This is a genomic window from Bradyrhizobium sp. CB3481 (genome assembly GCF_029714305.1).
Lineage (GTDB): Bacteria > Pseudomonadota > Alphaproteobacteria > Rhizobiales > Xanthobacteraceae > Bradyrhizobium.
Map to the genome: position 1 here is coordinate 1624921 of NZ_CP121647.1, position 23109 is coordinate 1648029.

Annotated in this window: 22 protein-coding genes and 1 other RNA gene; 18 read left to right on the plus strand and 5 right to left on the minus strand. The window is 64.5% G+C overall.

Annotated elements, in window-relative coordinates; all coding sequences use genetic code 11:
• Positions 1-10: 10 nt before the first annotated feature.
• Complete coding sequence (locus tag QA643_RS07860) at positions 11-1591, plus strand: DHA2 family efflux MFS transporter permease subunit (protein WP_283032621.1); 1581 nt, start codon at positions 11-13, stop codon at positions 1589-1591.
• Positions 1592-1615: 24 nt separating this feature from the next.
• Here the strand turns inward: QA643_RS07860 and QA643_RS07865 are convergent, their stop codons facing one another.
• The gene (locus QA643_RS07865) at positions 1616-2488 is read right to left on the minus strand and encodes a LysR substrate-binding domain-containing protein (protein WP_283032622.1); all 873 of its coding nucleotides are present in this window, start codon (positions 2486-2488) and stop codon (positions 1616-1618) included.
• Between the two features lie 99 nt (positions 2489-2587).
• Here QA643_RS07865 and QA643_RS07870 point away from each other — a divergent pair, with 99 nt between their 5' ends.
• From QA643_RS07870 to QA643_RS07915, 10 genes are all read left to right on the plus strand, one after another.
• On the plus strand, positions 2588-3175 hold the full coding sequence (locus QA643_RS07870; protein ID WP_283032623.1) for a cysteine dioxygenase family protein: 588 nt from the start codon (positions 2588-2590) through the stop codon (positions 3173-3175).
• A 4-nt stretch (positions 3176-3179) separates the two neighbouring features.
• Positions 3180-4352, plus strand: a complete 1173-nt coding sequence (gene metC, locus QA643_RS07875) for a cystathionine beta-lyase (protein ID WP_283032624.1) — start codon at positions 3180-3182, stop codon at positions 4350-4352.
• Positions 4353-4512: 160 nt separating this feature from the next.
• A complete protein-coding gene (locus tag QA643_RS07880; RefSeq protein WP_283032625.1) occupies positions 4513-6045 on the plus strand; it encodes a rhodanese-like domain-containing protein in 1533 nt (510 codons plus the stop codon).
• Between the two features lie 37 nt (positions 6046-6082).
• Positions 6083-6883, plus strand: a complete 801-nt coding sequence (locus QA643_RS07885) for a transporter substrate-binding domain-containing protein (protein WP_283032626.1) — start codon at positions 6083-6085, stop codon at positions 6881-6883.
• Between the two features lie 12 nt (positions 6884-6895).
• The gene (locus QA643_RS07890; protein ID WP_283032627.1) at positions 6896-7591 is read left to right on the plus strand and encodes an amino acid ABC transporter permease; all 696 of its coding nucleotides are present in this window, start codon (positions 6896-6898) and stop codon (positions 7589-7591) included.
• Between the two features lie 2 nt (positions 7592-7593).
• Positions 7594-8316, plus strand: coding sequence for an amino acid ABC transporter permease (locus QA643_RS07895; RefSeq protein WP_283032628.1), 723 nt, complete (start codon positions 7594-7596; stop codon positions 8314-8316).
• Between the two features lie 11 nt (positions 8317-8327).
• On the plus strand, positions 8328-9074 hold the full coding sequence (locus tag QA643_RS07900; protein WP_283032629.1) for an amino acid ABC transporter ATP-binding protein: 747 nt from the start codon (positions 8328-8330) through the stop codon (positions 9072-9074).
• Positions 9075-9447: 373 nt separating this feature from the next.
• The gene (locus QA643_RS07905; RefSeq protein ID WP_283032630.1) at positions 9448-11244 is read left to right on the plus strand and encodes an ABC transporter ATP-binding protein; all 1797 of its coding nucleotides are present in this window, start codon (positions 9448-9450) and stop codon (positions 11242-11244) included.
• A 60-nt stretch (positions 11245-11304) separates the two neighbouring features.
• Positions 11305-12732 (plus strand): MATE family efflux transporter, encoded by a 1428-nt coding sequence (locus tag QA643_RS07910; RefSeq protein WP_283032631.1) that lies wholly within the window; start codon positions 11305-11307, stop codon positions 12730-12732.
• 69 nt (positions 12733-12801) lie between these two features.
• Positions 12802-13200 carry a hypothetical protein gene (locus QA643_RS07915; protein WP_283032632.1) on the plus strand — a complete coding sequence of 133 codons (399 nt, stop codon included), beginning with the start codon at positions 12802-12804 and terminating at the stop codon, positions 13198-13200.
• Here the strand turns inward: QA643_RS07915 and QA643_RS07920 are convergent.
• Both QA643_RS07920 and QA643_RS07925 read right to left on the minus strand, forming a co-directional pair.
• On the minus strand, positions 13182-14114 hold the full coding sequence (locus tag QA643_RS07920; RefSeq protein ID WP_283032633.1) for a DMT family transporter: 933 nt from the start codon (positions 14112-14114) through the stop codon (positions 13182-13184). The genes QA643_RS07915 and QA643_RS07920 overlap by 19 nt on opposite strands.
• A gap of 73 nt (positions 14115-14187) precedes the next feature.
• On the minus strand, positions 14188-14931 hold the full coding sequence (locus QA643_RS07925; protein ID WP_283032634.1) for a sulfite exporter TauE/SafE family protein: 744 nt from the start codon (positions 14929-14931) through the stop codon (positions 14188-14190).
• Positions 14932-15140: 209 nt separating this feature from the next.
• Here QA643_RS07925 and QA643_RS07930 point away from each other — a divergent pair, with 209 nt between their 5' ends.
• The 3 genes from QA643_RS07930 to QA643_RS07940 all read left to right on the plus strand — a co-directional run bounded on the left by QA643_RS07930 (position 15141) and on the right by QA643_RS07940 (position 17736).
• On the plus strand, positions 15141-15857 hold the full coding sequence (locus QA643_RS07930; RefSeq protein ID WP_283032635.1) for an alpha/beta hydrolase: 717 nt from the start codon (positions 15141-15143) through the stop codon (positions 15855-15857).
• Between the two features lie 74 nt (positions 15858-15931).
• Entirely contained in the window at positions 15932-16897 is a 966-nt protein-coding gene (locus tag QA643_RS07935; RefSeq protein ID WP_283032636.1) for an AraC family transcriptional regulator, read from the plus strand.
• Between the two features lie 110 nt (positions 16898-17007).
• Entirely contained in the window at positions 17008-17736 is a 729-nt protein-coding gene (locus QA643_RS07940) for an alpha/beta hydrolase (protein WP_283032637.1), read from the plus strand.
• A gap of 97 nt (positions 17737-17833) precedes the next feature.
• Here QA643_RS07940 and rnpB read toward each other — a convergent pair.
• An RNA gene (gene rnpB / locus QA643_RS07945) (RNase P RNA component class A) lies at positions 17834-18255 on the minus strand.
• 129 nt (positions 18256-18384) lie between these two features.
• Here rnpB and QA643_RS07950 point away from each other — a divergent pair.
• The 3 genes from QA643_RS07950 to QA643_RS07960 all read left to right on the plus strand — a co-directional run bounded on the left by QA643_RS07950 (position 18385) and on the right by QA643_RS07960 (position 20655).
• Positions 18385-18816 (plus strand): PAS domain S-box protein, encoded by a 432-nt coding sequence (locus QA643_RS07950; protein ID WP_283032638.1) that lies wholly within the window; start codon positions 18385-18387, stop codon positions 18814-18816.
• A gap of 126 nt (positions 18817-18942) precedes the next feature.
• Complete coding sequence (locus QA643_RS07955; protein ID WP_283032639.1) at positions 18943-19293, plus strand: YciI family protein; 351 nt, start codon at positions 18943-18945, stop codon at positions 19291-19293.
• Positions 19294-19416: 123 nt separating this feature from the next.
• Entirely contained in the window at positions 19417-20655 is a 1239-nt protein-coding gene (locus QA643_RS07960; protein WP_283032640.1) for an RNA polymerase sigma factor, read from the plus strand.
• Between the two features lie 118 nt (positions 20656-20773).
• On the opposite strand, the gene QA643_RS07965 is transcribed toward QA643_RS07960, so the two are convergent.
• A complete protein-coding gene (locus QA643_RS07965) occupies positions 20774-21640 on the minus strand; it encodes an N-acetylmuramoyl-L-alanine amidase (RefSeq protein ID WP_283032641.1) in 867 nt (288 codons plus the stop codon).
• 471 nt (positions 21641-22111) lie between these two features.
• Here QA643_RS07965 and rsmH point away from each other — a divergent pair, with 471 nt between their 5' ends.
• On the plus strand, positions 22112-23107 hold the full coding sequence (gene rsmH / locus QA643_RS07970) for a 16S rRNA (cytosine(1402)-N(4))-methyltransferase RsmH (protein WP_283032642.1): 996 nt from the start codon (positions 22112-22114) through the stop codon (positions 23105-23107).
• Positions 23108-23109 lie beyond the last annotated feature (2 nt).

The window sequence follows — 23109 nt, forward strand, 5'->3', positions numbered from 1 at the left end:
CGAGTTGACCATGGCTGACGCCACCACCGCATCGCCTTCGATGAATGCAGCGGCCGCTGATCATGTCCCGCCGCGGCGGCTGTTCACGTTTCTCATCATGGTGTTCGGCATGTTCATGTCGATCCTGGACATCCAGGTCGTCTCGGCATCGCTGCAGCAGATCCAGGCCGGCCTTTCCGCCAGTTCCAGCGAAGTCTCGTGGGTGCAGACCTCCTATCTGATCGCCGAGGTGATCGCTATCCCGCTGTCCGGCTTCCTGTCGCGCGCGTTCGGCACGCGGCTGCTGTTTGCGATTTCCGCCTCCGGCTTCACCGTCGCGAGCTTCTTTTGCGGCTTTGCCTCGACCATCGAGCAGATGATTTTGTGGCGCGCGATCCAAGGATTTTTGGGTGCCGGCATGATCCCGACCGTGTTCGCATCCGCCTATACGGTGTTTCCGCGTTCCAAGTTTCATATCGTCGGTCCGATCATCGGCCTGGTCGCGACGCTGGCGCCGACCATCGGCCCGACGGTCGGCGGCTTAATCACCGACTTGATGTCGTGGCACTGGCTGTTCTTCATCAACATCGTGCCCGGCATCGGCATCACCATCGGCGTGCTGGCGCTGTGCGATTTCGACCGGCCCAATTTCGCGCTGCTCGAGCATTTCGACTGGTGGGGCCTCGCTTTCATGGCCGGCTTCCTCGGCACGCTCGAATATGTGCTGGAGGAGGGGCCGCAGTCGCAATGGCTGGAAGACACCTCGGTGGCGGTCTGCGCGGCGATCTGCGGGGTCTCGGGAATCGCGTTTTTCTGGCGCGTGCTCACCGCGCGCGAGCCGATCGTCGACATCAGGACCTTCACCGACCGCAATTTCGGCGTCGGCTGCCTGATCTCGTTCTGCGTCGGCATCGGGCTTTACGGTCTCACCTATATGTATCCGCGCTATCTTGCCGAAGTGCGCGGCTACAGCCCGCTGATGATCGGCGAGACCATGTTCGTCTCCGGGGTCGCCATGTTCCTGACCGCGCCGCTCGTCGGCCGGCTGATGGCGAAATACGACATGCGTTACCTGATCGCGATCGGGCTCGTGCTGTTCGCGCTCGGCTCCTACCAGATGACGTGGATCACCAAGGAATATGACTTCTACGAATTGCTTGTGCCGCAGATCCTGCGCGGCGCCGGCATGATGCTGGCGATGGTGCCGACCAACACGATCGCGCTCGGCACGCTGGCGCCGGAGCGGGTGAAGAATGCCTCCGGCCTATTCAACCTGACGCGCAATCTCGGCGGCGCGGTCGGCCTTGCCGTCATCAACCAGGTGCTGAACGAGCGCACCGACCTGCACATCTCGCGCCTGCACGACCGCGTTACCTGGGGCAACGCGACAGCGGTCGAAACGCTCAACATGTTCACCCAACGCCTGCAGGGCATGGGCGATTCCGCGTTGATGGCGATGAAGCAATTGTCGCAGATCGTGCACCGGCAAGCGGTGGTGATGGGCTATGGCGATGCCTTCTTCATGCTGACCGTGTTCTATATCGGCCTGAGCCTGCTCGTGCTGGTGCTGAAGAAGCCGTCCGCAGCGGTGCTGGGCGGCGACGCGCATTAGTTCAACGATCCCAACCGATCGCTTTCAAACCGATCTGCCCGGCTCAGTCAGGCCCATGCTCCTCGTCAAGAGGTCGTAGACATGGCGCGTCAGCGGTGCGATGGCGTCGCGACGAATCCAGAAAAAGTACGTGACGTCGGGGAGCGGAGGCAGCCTGTCAGCCTCGCCCAGCACCCTGAATTCCGGCCCAAGCAACTCCACGCCACGTGCCGTAATGCCCAACCCGGCGCGCAGCGCGGCCTTGATGCCCACCAGGTTCGGCGCAACGTAGTTGGTGTGCCACGGCACGCGCGATTGCTCCATCGCGGACAGCGCCAGACGACGGAAAATGCTTGGCTCATCGGCCAGCACCAGAGGAACCGGCTGGTCGGAGTTGTGCACATAGTCGGCTGCACAGAGCCAGACCGTGGGGGAACGGCGGATGACCATCCCTTCGAGCGTCTGGTCGAAACGGCTGGAGATCGTCAGATCGATCTCGCCGGCGTGGATGGCTTCCATCAGGAACGGGCTGCGGTCGACCCGAATCTCCATCTTGATGCGCGGCATCGAGCGGACGACATGGGTGAGGATGGTCGGCAGGATCGAATCGGCGACATCATGCGGCGAACCGATCCGGACGATGCCTTCGAATTGCGCGCCGGTCATCGTGCGTACCGCCTCGTCATTGATGACGAGCATTTGCCGCGCGTAGCGCATCAGCATTTCGCCCTGGTGAGTAAGCACCTTGTTGCGGCCGCGCTTTTCGAACAGGGGCAGGTTGAGGAGATATTCCAGCCGTTGCATCTGCTGGGTGATGGCCGACTGGGTCCGCAAGAGCGCTTCGGCGGCGCCTGCGAACGTGCCGTGCTGGTCGATAGCAACCAGCGTCCGCAGAAGGTCGAGATCAAGATTAATCATTAGCTGCTCTAATGTATCAAGATGCCGTTCTAATTTGTGTACGGGCAGGGCCCCTCATATTCTCTTGCAGAACATACGGCGAAATGAGGGGAAATCGAAATGGATATCACTCACCCCAATGGTGCTCAGATATCTAGTGCCATCGAAAACATTAAGAAAATCATGGGTGAAGCCCCGCTCAAGCGCGACCGGCTGGAGCAGGCCCTGAAGCTCGTCATGGAGCTTGCTGCTCACCGGGATTGGTGGAGCGCCGACCGTTTTGCACCGCCCACGGCAGAGGAACAGCAGGCGCGTTACCTTATCGCCCAAGACGACGACATGACCAACGCGCTCTATCTGAACGTCATGCGACCGGGGAAGAAGATCCCGCCCCACAATCACACGACATGGGCGTGCATTGCCGCGGTCGAGGGGACCGAGCACAACTATCTGTACGAGCGCCTGGACGACGGCACCGAGCAGGGCGTTGGCCGCCTCGGCGAGCCGAAGGAGGTCATTGTCGAGCCCGGCAACGGCGTCGCGCTCATGCCGGACGATATCCACTCCGTGGTGATCGAGGGCGACGCGATCATTCGTCATCTCCACATGTACGGGCGCGCGCTCGAGACCCTGGACCAGCGCCTGGTCTTCGACCGCGAATCGGGGACGTGCTCGGTCATGAAGATCGGGGTCCAGACCCGGACATAAATGGATGTCGGATCAGTCGCTCAAGCCCTCGACCCGCCTGCTGCGCGCCGGGCGTCCCCATCTTGGTTGGGTGAACACACCGGTCACGCGTGCCAGTACCTACGTGTTCGACAGCGTCGCCAACTGGCGCGAGACGCGGTTGAACCGCGAGTCGCGACGCATGGTCTCCTACGGCGCGCGTGGAACTGACAGCACCCATGCCCTCGAAGATGCGCTGGTGGAGCTGGAGGGTGGGCATCGCGCGCAGCTGTTTCCGACCGGTCATGCCGCGATCGCCACGCTGTTGCTGGGACTGCTGTCGCCGGGTGACCATGTGGTGGTGACCGACGCCGTCTACGAGCCGGTTCGGCGATTCTGTTCGCAGCATCTCGCCCGGTTCGGGGTCGTGGTTGAATACTTCCTGCCTGACGGCAGCGATCTCGCCGACAGGCTGCGGCCGGAAACCCGGCTGATCTATACCGAGTGCCCCGGTTCTCTCGCCTTCGAGATGATGGACCTGCCGGCCGCGGCAAGGCTTGCCCGGCGACATGGCTGCCTGCTGGCGGTCGACAATACCTGGGGATCGGGCCTGCTGTACCGCCCACTGGCTCTTGGCGCAGATATCTCGGTTCTTGCGGCGACGAAATATCTCAGCGGGCATGCCGACGTCATGATGGGCGCGATCGTCAGCACCGAGCGCGCATGGGAAGCGATCCAGCGCGCGTCGGTCGGTCTCGGTCAGACCGTGGGCGCGGACGACGCCTATCTCGTCCTTCGCGGTATGCGCTCACTGATTCCGCGCATCGAGATGCACGCGCGCCATGCGATGCAGGTCGCCGGCTGGCTGGAGGCGCAGCCAGGTGTCGCGCGCGTCCTGTGTCCGGCGCTGCCCGGAGATCCCGGGCATCGGCTCTGGCAGCGCGATTGCCATGGCACCAACGGACTGCTGTCGGTCGAGTTCGAGCCGGGAATTCCCGCGAAAGCAGTGGAGGCGGCGATCGACCGACTGCAGCTTTTCGGCATCGGCGCTTCGTGGGGCGGCTTCGAGAGTCTCGCTTTGCCCGTCGACATGGCCGCCGCGCGCTCGGTCGCCGACTGGTCGGGGCACGGCCCCATCATGCGGCTGCATGTGGGCCTCGAAGATCCCGGCGATCTTGTCGCCGACCTCCGTCAGGCCTTCTCGGCGTTGGCGCCGTAACCCGTTTCCGGCCTGCGCGCCGCCCGGCCGCCGTCGCCGTCCCGTTATCCCTCGCTGCTGAAGACCCATGCCAGACCAGTCCGACCAAACAATCCATCCTGTTGAAGCCCTTGTCCTCAAGGAATGGCTCGGCGACGGACGCGAGATCGCGCTGCTCGACGTGCGCGAGCATGGCCAATATGGCGAAGCGCACCTCTTCTTCGCCGTCAACGTTCCGTTCAGCCGGCTGGAAGACGAGATCGCCCGGCTGGTCCCGCGCCTGTCGGCGAGAATTGTCGTCTACGACGACGGGGACGGCATCGCCGAAGGGGCCGCCGTTGCCCTCAAGCAGATGCGATACAGCGATGTGTACCGGCTGGCGGGCGGCGCGCCAGCCTGGCGCGCAGCGGGTCTTTCCCTGTTCGCGGGTGTGAACGTGCCCAGCAAGACCTTTGGCGAGTTGGCCGAGCACTTCTTCGCGACGCCCCGCATTGGCGCGCGCGATCTTGCCGCCCGGCTCGCTGGGAAGGACGACATCATCGTGCTCGATGGGCGTCCGTTCACCGAATACCGCAAGATGAACATCCCCGGAGCGACCTGTTGCCCGAACGGCGAACTGGCATTGCGCGTGCGCGAATTGGTGCCGAGCGACGCGACGACGATCGTGGTGAATTGCGCCGGCCGGACCCGGAGCATCATCGGCGCGCAAACGCTGATCAATCTCGGCATCCCGAACCCCGTCCTTGCGCTCGAGAACGGCACGCAAGGCTGGTATCTCGATGATCTCGCGCTGGAGCACGGCGCAGACCGGCGGCATGCCATTGCGCCGGCCTCGGCGGAGATCGCGGCCTTGCGGGAGCGGGCGGAGACGCTCGCCGGAAGAACGGGCGTGCGCATGGTGGACGCCGCGACGGCGCAGCAATGGCTTGCTGATACCCAGCGCACCACCTTCCTGTGCGATGTTCGCACGCCGGAAGAATTTGCCGAGAGGTCCTTGCCCGGCGCGCAGCATACGCCCGGCGGCCAGTTGATACAGGCGACCGATCACTATGTCGGCGTGCAGGGCGCGCGGCTCATTCTGTTCGATGGGGAGGGCGTGCGCGCGCCGGTGGTCGCGAGCTGGCTCGTTCAAATGGGCTGGGAGGCCGTCGTTCTCAGGGAAGGCATCGAGGCGCGGGTGCGGGCAGGCTCTGCGGTCCCGCCGCCTCCGGCCGGACTGGCCACGCTTCCGGTTGCCGATCTCGCGCGGGCGTTGGCGCGAGGACGGGTGCAGCTGGTGGATATCCGTGCCAGCACGACATTCCGCGCAGGGCACCTCGAGAAGGCGCGCTGGTCGATCCGCCCGCGTCTCGATCGCCTGGGCCTTCGCGCCGATGAGCCGGTCATTCTCGTGGCGGACGAGCCCGGCGTTGCGGCGCTCGCGGCTGCGACCCTGCGCGAGCAGGGACTGCGCGAGGTGCGCATCCACATCGGCACACCGGAAGCGTGGCGCCAGGCCGGCCTGACGGTGGTTGCGACGCCGGACGCCCCTGCCGATTCCGAATGCATCGATTTTCTGTTCTTCGTGCACGACCGCCACGACGGCAACAAGGACGCGGCGCGACGGTACCTCGCCTGGGAAACCAATCTCATCAGTCAGGTCGATCGGCAGGAGCGCGCACGATTTGTCTTTCACGCCAATGCCCTGAAACCCGGAGAACAGGACCATGCCTAGCGTAAAGCCCCTGACCTGCGTTGCCATTGGAGTGCTGATGGCGATCGGCGCGCTGACCATCAGTCATTCGGCCCGTGCCGACAGGCTGGGAGATATCAAGGCCCGCGGAACGTTGATCTGCGGAACGCAGAGTTCCAGCGTGCCGTACGCCTACCAGGACCCCAACACGCGCGCCTTCGTCGGATACGACGTGGACATCTGCAAGGCGCTGGCGAAAGGGCTGGGCGTCGCGCTCGAGCATCGTCCCTTGTCCACGGAAGCGCGCATTCCCGAACTCAAGCTCGGCCGGGTGGACGTCGTCGCGGGATCCATGGCCTATCTTCCCGAGCGCGCGGCGCAGGTCGATTTCAGCCTCCAGTACCTGCAGGGCAAGATCAAGGTTCTCGTGCGCGAGAGTTCGGGCATCAACACATTCGCCGACCTTAAGGACAAGCGCGTGTGCGCTTCGAAGGGGTCCAGTTCGGCGGCGATCGCGGAGCGCGCCTTGAGCAGCAGCCGCGTGATGACCTTTCAGGATGTTGCCGCCTGCAACCTCGCGCTCCAGAGCGGCAAGGTTGAGGCCTTCACCGCCGGCGAACTGGTGCTCAAGCGCTTTTTCGTCGATTCCAGGAAGTCGAGTGATCCCTATCGTCTGCTGGAGGAAGCAACCGCCATTGAACGTATCGGCATCGTGGCCGACAAGGGCAACTCCGGTCTGTTGGCCGCTGTGAACGATGTCCTGCGCAAAATGGATGCCGATGGCGAGCTGGATACGATTTTCGATCAATGGATGGGGAAGAACTCCATCTACGGCCTGACTCGGAGTTTCAAGGTAGAGCCGGTCGACCAGGCGATGTAGGGCCGGCGGGGCATGGTGTTCGACTGGACCTTCCTGACCGGCGCTGGTGTAGCGACCAAGCTGTTCTCCGGGGTCGTCACGACCCTGCAGCTTTTTGCAGCGGCGTGGATCGGCGGCCTCGCCGTCGCGCTCGTGATCGTGGCGTTGCGAGCGATCTCTTTCGCGCCGCTCGGCTGGTTCATGCGGCTGTTCGTCGAATATCACCGCAACGTGCCGACCGTGGTGCAGATCATGGTCTGGTATTTCGGCGTTCCGGAAATTCTGCCCGCGCCGGTCCAATTGTGGGTGAACCGGAGCCAGTCGGAGTTCGTCTTCGCGGCGGTGGCGCTGTCGCTCAACGTCAGCGCCTACTATTCTGAGGACATCCGTTCCGGGCTGCGGGCCATCCCGCACACCCAGATCGAGGCTGCGAGGGCGATCGGGCTCTCCGCGTTCGCCGCCATGCGCTACGTGAGCATCCCGCAGGCGCTTCGCATCGCCGTGCCGCCGCTGCTCAATCGCACGCTGATCCTTTTCAAGGATACGAGTTTGGCGATGGTGATCGGGGTGGCGGACCTGACCTACCAGGTCAAGGCGATCGAGAACCTGACCTTCCGCTCGTTCGAGGTGTTCGCCGTCGCGACGTTCGTCTATCTCACATTCTCTCTGGCGATCATGGGAGCTGGTGCCTGGTTCGGCAAACGCTTCCCGCCCGGCTTCAAGAGTTGACCGTGATCGAGATCATCCGGCATCACGGCACGCTTCTGCTGGTCGGCTCATGGCCCAACGGGCCGCTGGGCGGGATTGCCGTGACGCTTTTGCTTGCCGCCCTCGGCATGATCCTATCCTTCCCCATCGCGATCCTGATCGGGCTGGCGCGCATCGGCGAGTGGCGCTGGTCCCGCTATGCGGCGACCGCCTGGGTTTACGCTTTTCGCGGCATTCCCCTCGTGATGATTATCTTCTGGGCCTATTTCGTGCTGCCGCGGGTCACGGGTGTGGCGGTGCCGGCCTTCGCGACCGCCCTGAGCGCAATCGTCGTCTACGAGTCGGCCTTCCTTGGCGAAATCGTGCGCGCGGGATTGCAGGGGCTGCCTCCCGGCCAACTCGAAGCGGCGCGGTCGATCGGGCTGAGCTACCGGCTCGCGATGTGGCACGTCATGCTGCCGCAGGCCCTGGCCAACATGCTGCCGTCGCTGGTCAACCAGTTTGTTTCGACGATCAAGGCGACGTCGATCGTGTACATCATAGGGGTTCAGGAAGTCACCTTCGCGGCCCAGCAGATCAACAGCTTCGAACCGGACAAGGCGCTGCAAACCTTCGTGGTTCTGGCCTGCTTCTACTTCACGGTCTGCTATCTGATCTCGGCGCTCGCGCAGTATCTGGAACGCCGCCTGCGGAGCAGGCGCCAGTGGCGGACCCCACCAACTCCGACCGGCCAGGAAGCAACGTGATGCGAGACACGATGATCGAACTTGACGGTGTGCAGAAATGGTACGGCAATTACCACGCGCTCCGCAGCGTGTCCGGTGCCGTCGCCAATGGCGAGGTTGTCGTCGTGTGCGGCCCCTCCGGGTCGGGAAAATCCACCATGATCCGCACCATCAACCGCCTTGAAGCCATCCAGGGCGGGACGATCAGTATCGGCGGACGCGATGTCTACACCGGATACAAGGACATCAACCGGCTTCGTGCGGGCATCGGGTTCGTGTTCCAGCAGTTCAACCTGTTTCCGCACATGTCGGTCCGCGAAAACGTCATGCTGTCGCCGATCAAGGTGGCCGGCATGGCGCATCGGGAAGCCGCCGAACTCGCGGATTCGCTGCTGGCCAAGGTCGGGCTCTCGCACAAGGCGGGTGCGATGCCGGGCAATCTGTCGGGCGGCCAGCAGCAGCGCGTCGCGATTGCGTGCGCGTTGGCGCAGCGTCCGCCGGTGATCCTGTTCGACGAACCGACCAGTGCGCTCGATCCGGAGATGGTCGGAGAAGTGCTTGCCACCATGAAGCAGCTCGCCCAGGAAGGCATGACGATGATGATCGTGACCCACGAGATGGGTTTTGCGCGAGAGGTGGCGGACCACATTTGGTTCATGGACGAGGGGCGCATCGTCGAGCAATCGACGCCGGGAAAATTCTTCACCCGGCCCGATCACCCGCGCGCGCAAAAGTTTCTGGCCGACATCCTGCCGCCGGGCGGGCGGCTGCCGGCCTGACCGGGCGGGACATTCCCAGCCGGTCCGCGCGCGCTGGAAAACGCGTTGGCGCAACGACAACACACGCTCACGCTGTTGTTGCAAACCATCTGCGACGCATTTATAAGCAACACATTGTCGCTCGAGCCGGGGAGATTTGCATGACTTCCATGTATTCGCAGATCGCGTCCTCGCGTTCGATGCTCGTGGTGGGTTTTCGATCGCGTCCTTGAGCGCGAGCTCCACCGGTTACGATCGGGCCTGATGCCCCGATCTCTAAGCTTCCCAACGACTTAACGTTATTTTTGACGACGCTTGCGTCTCGTATTCGAGGCCGCCCGCGCGTCACTTCAGATGGAGCCGGCGTGTGCGATAGGCGCTGCCGGATGACGCCATGACCGTTCATAAGGAAAAGGGTCCCGCGGCGATACGCGTGGTGATCCCGTTCGTGTTCCGCCACTGGCTGCAACAGCCTGGCCGCGCCGTGGTCGTCGCCGGCGGCCTGCTCGGCGCGACCGCCGCTGACCTGTTCATGCCGGTTTTCTCCGGCCATCTGGTCGATGCGTTGACGCGCGGCACCGCCGATCCCGCCGCCCGCCATGCTGCGTTCGTCGCCTTTGGCTCGATCGTCGCGCTCGGCCTCACCTCGATGATCCTGCGGCTGACCGGCCTGCAGGCGATCGTGCCGTTCACGCTGAAGACGATGTCGGACGTGTCGCGCGATGCGTTCGCACGCGTGCAGCGCTTCTCGACCGACTGGCACGCCAACTCGTTTGCCGGCTCGACGGTGCGCAAGATCACGCGCGGCATGTGGGCGCTCGACCTGCTCAACGACACCATCCTGATGGCGCTGCTTCCCGCCATATTGGTGCTGGTTGGCTCGATGATCCTGCTCGGCCTGCACTGGCCGGCATTGGGCGTGGTCATCGCGGTCGGCACCGTGATCTATGTCTCGATGACGATGGCGTTCTCGGTGAACTACATCGCGCCAGCCGCGCGCATCTCCAACGCCTGGGACACCAAGGTCGGCGGCACGCTGGCGGACGCGCTGACTTGCAACGCGGTGGTGAAATCCTTCGGCGCGGAAGCGCGCGAAGATGCGCGGCTGGCCGGCGTGATCGGCCGATGGCGCACGCGCGTGCGGCGGACGTGGTATCGCTACAACTACACCTCGACGGCGCAGCTCGCGGTGCTGCTGTGCTTCCGCACGTCGGTGATTGGTGGTGCGATCCTGCTCTGGATCGCCGGCCGCGCCACGCCGGGCGACGTCACCTATGTGTTGACCAGCTACTACATCATCCACGCCTACTTGCGTGACGTCGGCATGCACATCAATAACCTGCAGCGCTCGGTCAACGACATGGAGGAGCTGGTCGCGATCCACGGCGAGCCGATCGGCATTGCCGACGCGGTCGATGCGACGCCGATCGACATCCAGGGCGGCCGCATCGTGTTCGACGACGTGACGTTCCATTATGGCGGCCATCGCGAACCGCTGTATGACGGCCTGTCGGTGGAGATCCGCGCCGGCGAGCGGGTCGGCCTGGTCGGCCGTTCCGGCTCTGGCAAGACCACCTTCGTCAAGCTGGTGCAGCGGCTCTATGACATCAGTGGCGGAAAGATCCTGATCGACGGTCAGGATATCGCCGAGGCGACGCAGCACTCGCTGCGCACCCAGATCGCGATCGTGCAGCAGGAGCCGATCCTGTTTCACCGTACGCTGGCGGAGAACATCGCCTATGGCCGGCCCGGCGCCAGCATGGAGGCGATCGAGCAGGCGGCACGGCTCGCCAATGCGCACGATTTCATCCTGCGGCTGCCGAAGGGTTACGGCACGCTGGTCGGCGAACGCGGCGTCAAACTGTCGGGCGGCGAGCGGCAGCGCGTCGCGCTGGCGCGCGCCTTCCTGGCGGATGCGCCGGTCCTGATCCTGGACGAGGCAACCTCGAGCCTCGATTCGGAATCGGAAGGCCTGATCCAGCAGGCGATGGAGCGGCTGATGAAGGGCCGCACCTCGATCGTGATCGCGCACCGCCTGTCGACGGTGCGCAGCCTCGACCGCATCCTGGTGTTCGACCGCGGCGAGATCGTCGAGCAGGGCACGCATGCCGCACTGACCGCGCGCCCCGGCGGCATCTATCGCGGGTTGTTCGAGTTGCAGGCCACCGAGTTCATCTCGGCGGCGGAATGAATTGTGGCGCGTGGCTGACGGATGCTCCGGACAGCTACGCGGCAGAAATGGAATTTGACAATGAAAGACCTGACGCGCGGCTCCATTGCGGGCCACATCCTGAGCATGGCGCCGCCGATCGTCGCCGGCATGGTCACCATCATGATCTGCCAGCTGGTCGACCTGTATTTCGTTGCGGGCCTCGGCGACGCGGCCGTCGCGGGCGTGGCCGCGGCGGGCAATGCCGGATTCCTGATCAACGGATTGATGCAGGTGCTGGGCGTCGGCACGGTTGCGCTGATGGCGCACGCCGTCGGGCGCAAGGATCGCGCCGACGCCAACCTCGTCTTCAACCAATCGGTCGTGCTGTCGGTGTTGTGCGGCTTGCTAACCCTGGCCGCGGGATCCGTGCTGGCGCGGTTTTACATGCGCGCCGTCGCTGCCGATGCGGCCACGGTCGAAGCGGGCACGACATATCTGTTGTGGTTCATGCCGGCGCTGGCGCTGCAATTCACGACGCAGGTGATGGGGGCCGCGCTACGGGCCACCGGCATCGTGCGGCCGACCATGCTGGTGCAGGCGCTTGCCGTCATCCTCAACATCGCGCTGGCGCCGGTGCTTATCGCCGGCTGGGGCACGGGCCATGCGTTCGGCGTTGCCGGCGCGGGCCTGGCAAGCTCGATCGCTATCCTGGCCGCCGTGCTGATGCTGCTCGCGTATTTCCACAAGTTCGAGCGCTATGTCCGCTTCGATCCCGCGCAGTGGCGTCCGCAGTTCCGGCAATGGATGCGCATCCTCAATGTCGGCCTTCCGGCCGGCGGCGAGTTTGCGATCATCTTCGCGTGGATGGGCGTGGTCTACTATGTGCTCCGCGATTTCGGCGCGGCGGCCCAGGCCGGGTTCGGCATCGGGACGCGGGTGCTCGGCCTGATCCAGATGCCAGCGCTGGCGGTTGCACTGGCAGCCGGGCCGATCGCCGGCCAGAATTTCGGCGCCGGCGATGGCCGCCGGGTGCGCGAAACAGTTGTGAAGGCGGCGTTGATTGCCACCGCCATCATGATCGGATTCATGATCCTGGCGCAGTGCTGGCCGGGCGTGTTGCTCGCGGGCTTCTCGAAGGACCGGGATGCCATGGCGGTTGCCATGCAGTTCCTGCAGTTCGTGTCGCTCAATCTGGTGGCGCAGGGGCTGATCTTCACGTGCCACAGCATGTTTCAGGGCCTTGGCAACACCCGCCCGGTGCTGCTCAGCTCCGGCACCCGCCTGCTTACCTATGCGGTGCCGGTGATCTGGCTCTCGAGCCGGCCGGGCTTTGCGATCGAGCAGGTCTGGTATCTGTCGATCGCCACCACCACGCTGCAGGCGTGCCTCGCGCTGTTTCTGCTGCGCCGCGAACTCAGGAAGCGGCTGGCGACACAGGAGCGCGAGGTTGCTCCGCCGCGCGTTGGGGCCGGCCAGCAAGCGGCTTCGCGCGCGTCCATCGCGGCCGTATCTCGGCCGCAAGGGTGAGGTCGCGGCCATTGTTGCGGACCCGATCGATGTCGGAATATCCTTCCGCTATCGGGAGGGCCCGTAGCGATGCGCTGGTTTCACAGGGATCGGCCGCCGGACGTCTGGGAAACCGGCGTCGAGCCCGAGGGCGATATCGGGACGGCACAGCGCATCCGCGAGATCTGCGCCGCGGCCGCTGTTATCGTCGAGAAGATGGCGACGCTGCGCGGCCGCAACGCGGAAGCCGAGAAGGCCGCTGAAAGCGAGCGCTATCAGGCGGCGATCAAATGCGCGCTCGAGCTCGCCAAGAAGATTTCCGATGACGCCATGCGCGATGTCTCGGTCAGCCAGATCATCCGGCTCTGCGTGAAGGCGGGTCATTTGAAGACCGCGAGGGTGCTGCTTCGCGCCATCCAGTCGGACAGGATCAGGGACGAGCTGGTCGCGGAAAGCCCGTCTCTAATCGATCAGGATGCGGCAAGCTGAGGCGGCTCGCGATCGCGTTGCGGCACGGAGGGCGCGGGCCCACTGCGCGTGCGCGTCGAGACCGCGACCGTCACCACGACGGCGGCGGCGAACAGCAGGATCTGCAGCGTAATCGTCTCGCCGTTGAAGAAGGCGGCGAGGGCGAAAGTGACGAAGGGCTGCAGGAGCTGCACCTGCGAAACCCGCGCGATGCCGCCCATCGCCAGCCCCGCGTTCCAGGCGAAGAAGCCGATCCATTGCGAGAACAGCGCGACATAGAGCAGGCCGAGCCAGGATTTCAGCGCGATCTGGCCCGCATCGTGCGGCATGGTCAGCATGGCGGCGGGAATCGAGAGCGGCAGGCCGATGACGAGGATCCAGCTGATGACCTCCCAGCCCGGCAAGTGTGACGTCAGCCGGCCGGAGAACGCATAGCCGATCGCCGAGACGGCAACGGCGGCAAACAGCAGGAGGTCGCCGGCGGAAAATGCGCCGCCGCCTTCCCTTAACGAAAACGCGATCACCAGCGCCGCGCCGGCGAGCGAGGCGATCCAGAACAGCGGCCTCGGCCGCTCATGGGTGATGGCCACTGCAACGAGGGCGGTGGCGATCGGCAGCACCCCGAGCACGACGCCGCCATGCGAGGCATCCACCCGCTGCATGCCCATCGACATCAAGAGCGGAAACAGGACGGCGACGCAGAGCATCGCAATGACCAGTTGCGGCCACAGTGCGCGGGGCGGCAGCGGGCGGCGCAGCACGAGTAGCAGGACCAGCGAGCATACCCCGGCGATCGCGGTGCGCAGCGCGGTCAGTGCAATCGGATCAATTTCGGCGACCGCAATCCGCGTCGCCGGCAGCGTGCCGCCGAAGATCATCATGCCGACAAAGCCGAGCAGCAGCCCGAACCGTTCGCGCGACGAATGAGAGCTCATGATGCGACTTGGTTAGCCGCTTTGCGGATCAGCGTACAGCAATCTACTCGGAGCACATGGCGGCTATGCGCGCCTACCTCGGAGCAATGCTGCTCCACACCAATCCGACGCCCGACAGAAACAGCAGCGCCAGCACGACATCGTAGAAGTTGCGGTCGTTCAGCGCGTGATAGGTCCGCATGCCGAGGCGGGCGCCGATCAGGGTGCCGGGCAACGCCAGCATCGCCAGCCAGAGAACCTCCAGTCTAACGAAGCCGCTGGCGGATTGCAGGATGAGTGCGGCGCCGAGCACGCTGCCATTGAAGATCTGGAAGACGCCGCGGCGCTGGTCCTTGGTCCAGCCGCGTATGCTGGCCCACAGCGTCGGCAGCGGGCCCGACAGGCCGGCGAGACCGCCGAGAATGCCGCCGGCAAATCCGACGCAGGCGTCGGCGATGCGGCCGCCGAAGCGGAACGCCATCGGCTTCTGGATGAAATAGAGGGCGGTCGGAAACACCAGCAGCATGACGCCGACGCTGAGCTTGAAGACTTGCGGATCGGCGCGGGCCACCAGCAGCGCCCCGATCGGCATGCCGGCGAGGCCGCCGGCCACAAATGGGAGCGCCAGTTTGAAGTCCATCACCTTCCACATCGAGGGCAGCGTCGAGATCTGCGAGCTGACCGAACAGATCAGCACCAGCGGCACGGCAATAGGCGGCGGCAGGATGTAGAGCCAGATGCCCAGCGCCATCAGCGCGGTGCCAAAACCGGCAAGGCCTGAGACAAAACCGCCGGCGAGCGCGCCGGCCAGCAGGATGGCGTAGGTGGTTACGTCCACTCTTTTGTTTCTCCCCGTTGGTTCGGGGAATTTCTCCCCGTCATTCCGGGGCGATGCGCAGCATCGAACCCGGAATCTCGAGATTCCGGGTTCGCATCTTCGATGCGCCCCGGAATGACGACGTTAGATTTGCGCAAACGTTTACACGACCGAGCCGGTAGGTACTATCGCAATCAATGCCTTTAACAAGAACCTGGGGAAACGGCCCGATGAACATAACCTCTCCAAAAACCTTTCTCGTCTGTCACGGTGCGTGGTCCGCCGGCTGGGCCTGGAAGAAGATGCATCCGCTGATGCAGGCGGCCGGGCATCGCCTGATGACGCCGAGCTACACCGGCCTCGGCGAGCGGTCGCATCTGGCGCACCCGGCCATCAACCTCGATACGCATATCGAGGACATGCTGAACGTCATCAAGTACGAGGACCTGCGCGACATCGTGCTGATCGGGCACAGCTATGGCGGCATGGTTGCGACCGGCGTCGCCGACCGCGCCCGCGACAAGGTCAGGCAGCTGATCTATATCGACGCCTTCGTGCCTGAGGATGGCCAGTCGCTGCTCGATCTCAACGAGGCGGCGCAGGCGCGGATGCGGGAGCTTGCAAAGACCGGCGACGGCTGGCGCGTGCCGCCGAACCCGACGCCGCCCGATACCTCGCCGGCCGACGTCGAATGGCTCAGCGCACGGCGCGTCGACATGCCGATCAAATGCTTCGAGACCAAGCTAAAACTGCAGGGCGGACCGCTGACGCTGCCGCGCAGCTACATCTACGCCACGCGGATCACACCCGCTGATACCTTCGGCCGCTTCGCGAAAATGACGAAGGGCGATCCCGCCTGGGGCTATTACGAGATCGACGCCAGTCATTCGCCCAACGTCACGGCGCCGGAGGCGCTGATGGCGCTGTTGCAGAAGATAGCCGCGTAGCGGATTGACTCTCCGCCCTGCGCCCAACAAGCTGAAGAACCGGCGGCCGGCGAGGACCGCGGAGGGGACAGGGCATGGCGGCCAGAACGGCGGCAGTCATCGAGAAATGGTCGACCGGCCTGGTCGAGCCGGAACGGCGCCTGGACTATTGGATCGGCGCCGTCTGCGAATGCTTTCTCGAAATGGACATCACGACGCCGGTCCGCGCCGGCTTCGATTGCTCCATCGCGCGCGGGCAGCTCGACACCATCGGCATCAACCGCGTCCAAGGCTCCGCGCAGCACGTCTACCGCCGAAAGGCGAGCCTGTCGCGCAGCACGTCGAACTACTATTACCTTCTGTGCAAGACCGACCACGACTGGACGGTGATGCAGAACGGACATGCGTCGCGCCTGCAGCCGCGCGATCTCGTGCTGCTGGATTCCCGGCGCTGCTACGAGTTCAACTTTCCGCTGACCGCCAACACGCTGTCGGTAGAGCTGCCGATCGCCTGGGTCGAATCCTGGATCACCGATCCTGACCGGCGCCTTGGCCAGCGCATCGATGGACGCGCCGGCTGGGGGGCGGCGCTCAGTGCATTCGCGTGCCAACTGACGCCGCAACTGGCGATCGAGCGGCCGTTGCCGGCGCAGGTGCTGACCGACCAGCTCGGATCGCTGCTGGCGCTGGCATTCGGAAGCGAAATTCCGGCGACACCTTCTGAGTCGCGCGATGCGGTAGGACTCCTGGACCAGATCGGCCGCGTCATTCGCCTGCGTTACGCCGAGCCCGGGCTGACGGCGGTGATCGTTGCCGATCATCTGCGCATCTCGGAGCGCACCTTGCACCGCTGCCTCAACAAGGCCGGCCTGACGTTCAGCGGCCTGCTCAACGATTGCCGCATGGCGGCCGCGCGGCGGATGTTGAGCGAGCCGCGCTTTGATCGCATCGGGATCGGCGGGGTTGGATTGCGCGTCGGCTTTTCCGACCCGTCGCACTTCATCCGGCAATGCCGAAAGTATCTCGGCATGACGCCGGCCGCATTTCGCCGGCAGCGCTAAGGCCTTATTGCCCCTGGCGCAATTCGGCGATGGCCGTGGCCGGATCCGGCCATCGGCGACGAAATACCGTCTCTATCAAGGTCCGGTCATCAACATCGGAGGGGACGGAAATGGCAGATACTTACGTACTGGTGCATGGCGCGTGGCACACCGGCGCCGAGATGGAGGCGGTGGCCGGGCATCTGCGAAACAGCGGCCATGTCGTGCACTGCCCGACGGTTGCCGGCAACAATCGGGATGACGACCGCGCCGCGACAGGCCTCGCGCAGGCGGTCGCATCTGTTGTCAGCTACATCGAAAAGAGCGATCTGCGCGACATCAGGCTGGTCGGCCACTCCTATGGCGGCATGGTGATCTCCGGCGTCGCCGACCGTCTCACCGAGAGGATCAGGCGCCTCGTCTACGTCAACGCCTTCGTGCCGCTGGATGGGCAATGCCTCAACGACATGGTGCCGCCGCATTATGTCGGCCTGTTCGATGCGGTCGCCGCCGCCAACAACAACGCCGTGATGCTGCCGTTCGAAATCTGGCGCGATGCCTTCATCAACGACGCCGACCTCGAACTGGCAAAGTCCGCCTACGCCAAACTCAACCCGCATCCCTACAAGACCTTCACCGACAAGATCGCGCTGAAGCGTCCGCTGGCGGAGCTGCCGGTCGGCAAATCCTATGTCAATTGCCGGCAGGATATCGCGCTGCCGCACAGCCTGCCCTGGCATCCGCGGCTGTCGGAGCGGCTCGGCCTATTCCGCCTGGTCGAATGCGACGGCAGCCACGAAATGTTCTTCAGCAATCCGCCGCGGCTGGCGCAGGCGATTGCCGAGGCAGGGCGGGATTGAATCGCGCGGGTGCCACAAATGGTGAGGGGTCCGGCGTATTGGCGCCGAACCCCTCATTTCAGCGAGACGCGCCTTCTTCGAAAACGCGTTCGCATCCGATATCAGCCGGCCTGTAAGCCGGGTTCTGTAGGGCACCATCCTTGCGAATGGTACGTGACGGCCATTCCTCTGGGACCATGCTTGCGTATGGCCTCGAGCAACCTACCCGGACGGCGGGCCTGACATCGCCCTGCGGTGTTATCGCTTTTCGCGAACTAACCGCGTTGCCGTCCCTATTCGGTTTTGCTCCCGGTGGGGTTTGCCATGCCGTCTCCGTCGCCGGAAACGCGGTGCGCTCTTACCGCACCTTTTCACCCTTACCCTCCGAAGCCGAAGCGAAGGAGGGCGGTTCGTTCTCTGTGGCACTTTCCCTGGGGTTGCCCCCGCCGGACGTTATCCGGCACCGCATGTCGATGGAGCCCGGACTTTCCTCTCCCGCAGCCTTTCGACCGTAGCAGGAGCGGCCGTCCGGCCGACTGACGCCATACGAATGAGGGCTTCGATGGCGCGCGTCAAGCGAAAGCGTGGTTAATCGGGTTCCGCGAGCAACTTTGACAGGGCCGGGATCGCGGCGTTTGATGCTTGCCGATAACAGCGAGTTGATACGCCATGAACATTCCTGCCGCTCTCGGTGAAGCATTGCTGCGAAGCGCCTCCGACGCGATCGTCGCCACCGATCGCGAAGGATGCATCACGTTCTGGAATCCCGGCGCGGCGCGGATCTTCGGCTTCACGGCCGAAGAGGCGGCAGGCCAGCCGCTCGACATCATCATTCCCGAGAATTTGCGTGCCCGGCACTGGGAGGGATTTCGCCACACGATGGCGACGGGAACGAGCCGCTATGGCCACGGCGATTTGCTGTCGGTGCCTGCGCTGACCAAGGACGCACGCCGTATCTCGGTCGAGTTCACCATCGTGCTGCTGCACGACGACCGGCAGGAAGTTGCGGGCACAGTGGCCGTCATGCGCGATGTGACGAAGCGGTTCGAGGAGGTGCGGGAATTGCGGCGGCGGCTCGCCGAGGCGGGCGGAAAGCACTGATGGCGCCTGCGTCGGGCTTCCGGCATGCTTCGCCGCCAAAAAAATAATTCTTCCGGCAGTGTCGTTTTGCGGAAGGTCCGTTCGACCTGATGTCGGCGATCCAGCCGATCAAGAGGAGAGTTTGCGATGCAGTATCTGTTGCTGATCTACCGGAGTGATGCGGAATACGGCCGCATGACCGCGGACGACCGCAAGAAGCTGACGGCGGAATATGGCGCGTTCACCCAATCCATCATCCAGAGTGGCCATTTCAAGGCCGGTGACGGCTTGCAGCCAACAACGACGGCAACCACCGTGCGGGTCCGTGACGGCAAGATCCTGACGACCGACGGTCCGTTCGCGGAGACGCGAGAGCAACTCGGCGGCTATTATCTGATCGAGGCTAAGGATCTCGATACCGCACTGGGCATTGCGGCGAGGATTCCCACCGCCAAGATGGGGTCGATCGAGGTCAGGCCGATCATGATCTATGACTGAGGGCACGGACGTCATTCCGGGGCGTCCGAAGGACGAACCCGGAATCTCGAGATTCTCAGGGGCGCAAGCGCGCCCCGTAGTTCGATGCTTCGCATCGCCCCGGAATGACAGCGCTGAGATCGCATGACACCACGCGAGATCGAAAAGATATTCCGCGACGAGGCGGGGCGGGCGCTGTCCACGCTGATCCGCATCGTCGGCGATTTCGATCTGGCCGAGGATGCCTTACAGGATGCGGTGGCGGCGGCGCTGGAGCGTTGGCCCGCCGCCGGCCTGCCTGCCAATCCGCGGGCCTGGCTGGTCAATGTCGGTCGCAACAAGGCGATCGATCGCGTCAGGCGCAACATCTCTTTTCGTGGCAAACAGGAGGCATTGACGCATGAGCTGCTGCTCAATGCGTCAGTGCCGAGCGACGATGACGAGGGCGTGCTCGACGACGACGTGCTGCGATTGATCTTCACCTGCTGCCATCCCTCCTTTGCAACTGAGGTACAGGTGGCGCTGACGCTGCGTACCGTGTGCGGGCTGACGGCTGCCGAGGTCGCGCGCGCTTTTCTCACCAGCGAAGACGCGATGGCGCAGCGCCTGTTGCGGGCCAAGCAAAAGATCCGTCTGGCCGGCATTCCCTATGAGGTTCCGGAACGCGAGGCGCTGGAGCCGCGGCTCAGCGGCGTGCTTGCGGTGATCTATCTCGTGTTCACTGAGGGTTATGCGGCGACCTCGGGTGAAGACCTGATGCGGCCTGATCTGGCGCGCGAGGCAATCCGACTGGCGCGATTGCTTGATGGGCTGCTGCCTAGACGCAGCGAGATCAAGGGCCTGCTCGCCCTGATGCTGCTGCACGATTCGCGCCGCGCCGGCCGCGAGACCGCGGGCGGCGACATCGTGCTGCTGGAAGAGCAGGACCGGACGCTGTGGGACCATGCGCAGATTTCGGAAGGATTGCTTCTCGTGGAGGAGGCGCTGCGGATGCCGGGACGGCCGCAATCCTATGCGGTGCAGGCGGCGATAGCGGCGCTGCATGCGCGTGCCCCGAGTTATGAGGATACCGACTGGCGGCAGATCGCCGGCCTATACGAGGTGCTGCTGCGGATCAGCCCGTCACCGGTGATCGAGCTCAACCATGCGGCTGTTGTCTCGATGGTCGACGGGCCGGCGCGGGCGCTGGATCTCGTCAACGCGCTGGAAGCGCGCGGCGGGCTGAAGGGCTATGACTTGCTGCCGGCGGTGCGGGCCGACCTGCTACGCCGGCTCGGCCGTCACGATGCCGCGCGCGAGGCGTATATGAAGGCGACGGCGGCGACGCAGCTGGAGCCGCTAAGGCGGCTCTATGCGCGAAGAATGGCGGAGATGGATGCGTGACTGGCTCAGCCGTCATTGCGAGGAGCGAAGCGACGAAGCAATCCATTTCTCCGCTCGGGGAAAAAAGATGGATTGCTTCGCTTCGCTCGCAATGACAGTCGAGAGCGCTCGCGAACAACTACCTCGCCGCCACCGTCGTTTTCGCATCCGCCGGCAGGCTCGTCAGCAATGCGTGCAGCGTAGAGATGGTCGACATATCCGCGATGCCGTCGACACGCGCCGGGCGGAAATGGCGCTGGAACGCGGTGACCACTTCCATGGTCGGTCCGTCGTACTTGCCATGGGTCGGGATGCTGTAGCCGTATTTGGCGAGCGCCGCCTGCAGGCCGGCGACGTCGTCGCTGATGCTGCCGAGCTTGAGCGTTTCGCCGCGCACGATCGGCGCCGGCTGCACCCAATGGCCGACGCCGGAATTCGCAAGCAAGTGCCACGGGAACTTTTCACCGGGATCCTTCTTGCGCGCCGGCGCAACGTCGGAATGCGCGAGCACGCGATGCGCTGATATCTTGCGGCGGAGCATGATGCCGCGGCACAGCGCGGTCACGGCGGCGATCTGCCGCGACGGGAAATCCGGATAGCCCCAGTCGTGGCCGCGATTGATGATCTCGACGCCGATCGAGCAGGAATTGATGTCTTCCTCGCCGGCCCACGAGGATACGCCGGCGTGCCAGGCGCGCTTGGCTTCCGGCACGGACTGCACGATGCGGCCGTCCTCCAGCACGATGTAATGCGCCGAGACGTCGGTGCCGGGGGTGCAGAGCTGGGCGATCGCGCCTTCCACATCCGGCATGCCGGTGTAGTGCAGCAGGATCATGTCGGCGGCGCGTCCGTTATTCCGGTCGCCAAAGTTCGGCGACGGGATGACGTCGGACGCGATCGAGGAATCCGGGATAAAGGTCTTCATATCGGCGTTGGCCCTGGGCACGGGAAGGGCGCGTTGACGCCTCGAATCAATACCAGCAGAGGTGAACGAACCAGTAGTCATTTTTTAATCTCAAACGGGGCGGCAGCACGGCAATATCGTGTTCACAAGGACAGTTTCCCTTACTATTCATTTGCTTCGCGGCCGCGCAATGCGGCGGCCGGACTCCTCCTCCGGTTTTTTGATCAACTGTGGACGAGGCGCATCACCATTTTTGGGCGCCTCAAAAGCGCGCAAAAGCTGCGGCGGACCATCAACGCTTTCTTAACGCTAAATGCGGTTACTAAGTAATGAAGAGCCGAACCGGGTTTGGGGACGGCCGAGGCCCTCTTTCGCGCTCGAAATGCCATGGCAACCCAGCAAATTCCGTCTGGAAACGAGCGGGCGCGAGGCCGGGTCGGAAGCGGCAATCGTGCCGGGTCGTGGCCTCTCGGCCGGACACGCCCGGCGAAGCGCAGAGATTTGAGGCGCAATGGGCCGGTTCGCGTGCAGTTTAGTACCTATCAGCGACGCGAAAGCGCCGGGGGACGGCGCATGAGCCCGGTTGCGCCACGCCACATCTCGGTGCTTGGCCGCGAGGCGGTCGAGATGCTTAGCCCCAGGGACGGGGGCGTCTATGTCGACGCGACCTTCGGTGCCGGCGGATACAGCCGGGCGATCCTGGCCATCGCGGGAACCCGGGTGATCGGCATCGACCGCGACCGGTCGGCAATTGCGGGCGGGTTCGACCTGGTCGATCAGTCCGACGGGCGGCTGACCCTGGTCGAGGACCGGTTTTCCAACCTCGCGGAGGTCTGCGCGGCGCAGGGCGAAGCAGAGGTCGACGGTGTCGTGATGGACGTCGGCGTCTCCTCGATGCAGCTCGATCAGGCCGAACGCGGCTTCTCGTTCCGCCTGGGCGGCCCGCTCGACATGCGGATGGGCCATGATGGCCCGACCGCCGCGGATGTCGTGGCAAAGGCTTCCGAGGCCGATCTCGCCAACATCATCTATATCTTCGGCGAAGAGCGGCATTCCCGCGCCGTCGCGCGGGCCATCGTGGCGGCGCGGAAAGAGGCGCCGATCGCGACGACGCAGGCGCTCGCCGATCTCGTCGCCAGGGTGGTGCGTGCCAAGCCGAACGACATTCACCCCGCGACGCGCACGTTCCAGGCCTTGCGAATCTTCGTCAACGCCGAGCTCGACGAACTGCATCTGGCGCTCATCGCGGCCGAGCGCGTGCTGAAGCCCGGCGGGCGCCTGGTGGTCGTGTCTTTCCATTCGCTGGAAGACCGCATCGTCAAGGATTTCTTCAACGCGCGCGGCAAGACCGGCGGCGGCTCACGGCATCTTCCGGAAATTGCACAGGTCGCGCCGAGCTTTCAGATCCTGACCAAGCGTCCGGTCACTCCGGGTGAGGCGGAGGTGGCGGCCAATCCGCGCGCGCGTTCGGCCAAGCTGCGCGCGGCCGAGCGGACCGCCGCGCCGGCGCATGCGGCAGATCGACTGCCGGCCTGGCCGGTCCTCGCCGACGTGATGAGGGGAGGCTGATC

Coding starts and splice junctions, on each gene's coding strand:
- QA643_RS07960 (WP_283032640.1), top strand. CDS start 19,417: ATGACACCACGCGAGATCGAAAAGATATTCCGCGACGAGGCGGGGCGG.
- QA643_RS07950 (WP_283032638.1), top strand. CDS start 18,385: ATGAACATTCCTGCCGCTCTCGGTGAAGCATTGCTGCGAAGCGCCTCC.
- QA643_RS07965 (WP_283032641.1), bottom strand. CDS start 21,640: ATGACTACTGGTTCGTTCACCTCTGCTGGTATTGATTCGAGGCGTCAA.
- QA643_RS07940 (WP_283032637.1), top strand. CDS start 17,008: ATGGCAGATACTTACGTACTGGTGCATGGCGCGTGGCACACCGGCGCC.
- QA643_RS07910 (WP_283032631.1), top strand. CDS start 11,305: ATGAAAGACCTGACGCGCGGCTCCATTGCGGGCCACATCCTGAGCATG.
- QA643_RS07890 (WP_283032627.1), top strand. CDS start 6,896: ATGGTGTTCGACTGGACCTTCCTGACCGGCGCTGGTGTAGCGACCAAG.
- QA643_RS07870 (WP_283032623.1), top strand. CDS start 2,588: ATGGATATCACTCACCCCAATGGTGCTCAGATATCTAGTGCCATCGAA.
- QA643_RS07935 (WP_283032636.1), top strand. CDS start 15,932: ATGGCGGCCAGAACGGCGGCAGTCATCGAGAAATGGTCGACCGGCCTG.
- QA643_RS07900 (WP_283032629.1), top strand. CDS start 8,328: ATGATCGAACTTGACGGTGTGCAGAAATGGTACGGCAATTACCACGCG.
- metC (WP_283032624.1), top strand. CDS start 3,180: ATGTCGGATCAGTCGCTCAAGCCCTCGACCCGCCTGCTGCGCGCCGGG.
- QA643_RS07905 (WP_283032630.1), top strand. CDS start 9,448: ATGACCGTTCATAAGGAAAAGGGTCCCGCGGCGATACGCGTGGTGATC.
- QA643_RS07860 (WP_283032621.1), top strand. CDS start 11: ATGGCTGACGCCACCACCGCATCGCCTTCGATGAATGCAGCGGCCGCT.
- QA643_RS07915 (WP_283032632.1), top strand. CDS start 12,802: ATGCGCTGGTTTCACAGGGATCGGCCGCCGGACGTCTGGGAAACCGGC.
- QA643_RS07885 (WP_283032626.1), top strand. CDS start 6,083: ATGGCGATCGGCGCGCTGACCATCAGTCATTCGGCCCGTGCCGACAGG.
- QA643_RS07955 (WP_283032639.1), top strand. CDS start 18,943: ATGCAGTATCTGTTGCTGATCTACCGGAGTGATGCGGAATACGGCCGC.
- QA643_RS07865 (WP_283032622.1), bottom strand. CDS start 2,488: ATGATTAATCTTGATCTCGACCTTCTGCGGACGCTGGTTGCTATCGAC.
- rsmH (WP_283032642.1), top strand. CDS start 22,112: ATGAGCCCGGTTGCGCCACGCCACATCTCGGTGCTTGGCCGCGAGGCG.
- QA643_RS07930 (WP_283032635.1), top strand. CDS start 15,141: ATGAACATAACCTCTCCAAAAACCTTTCTCGTCTGTCACGGTGCGTGG.
- QA643_RS07920 (WP_283032633.1), bottom strand. CDS start 14,114: ATGAGCTCTCATTCGTCGCGCGAACGGTTCGGGCTGCTGCTCGGCTTT.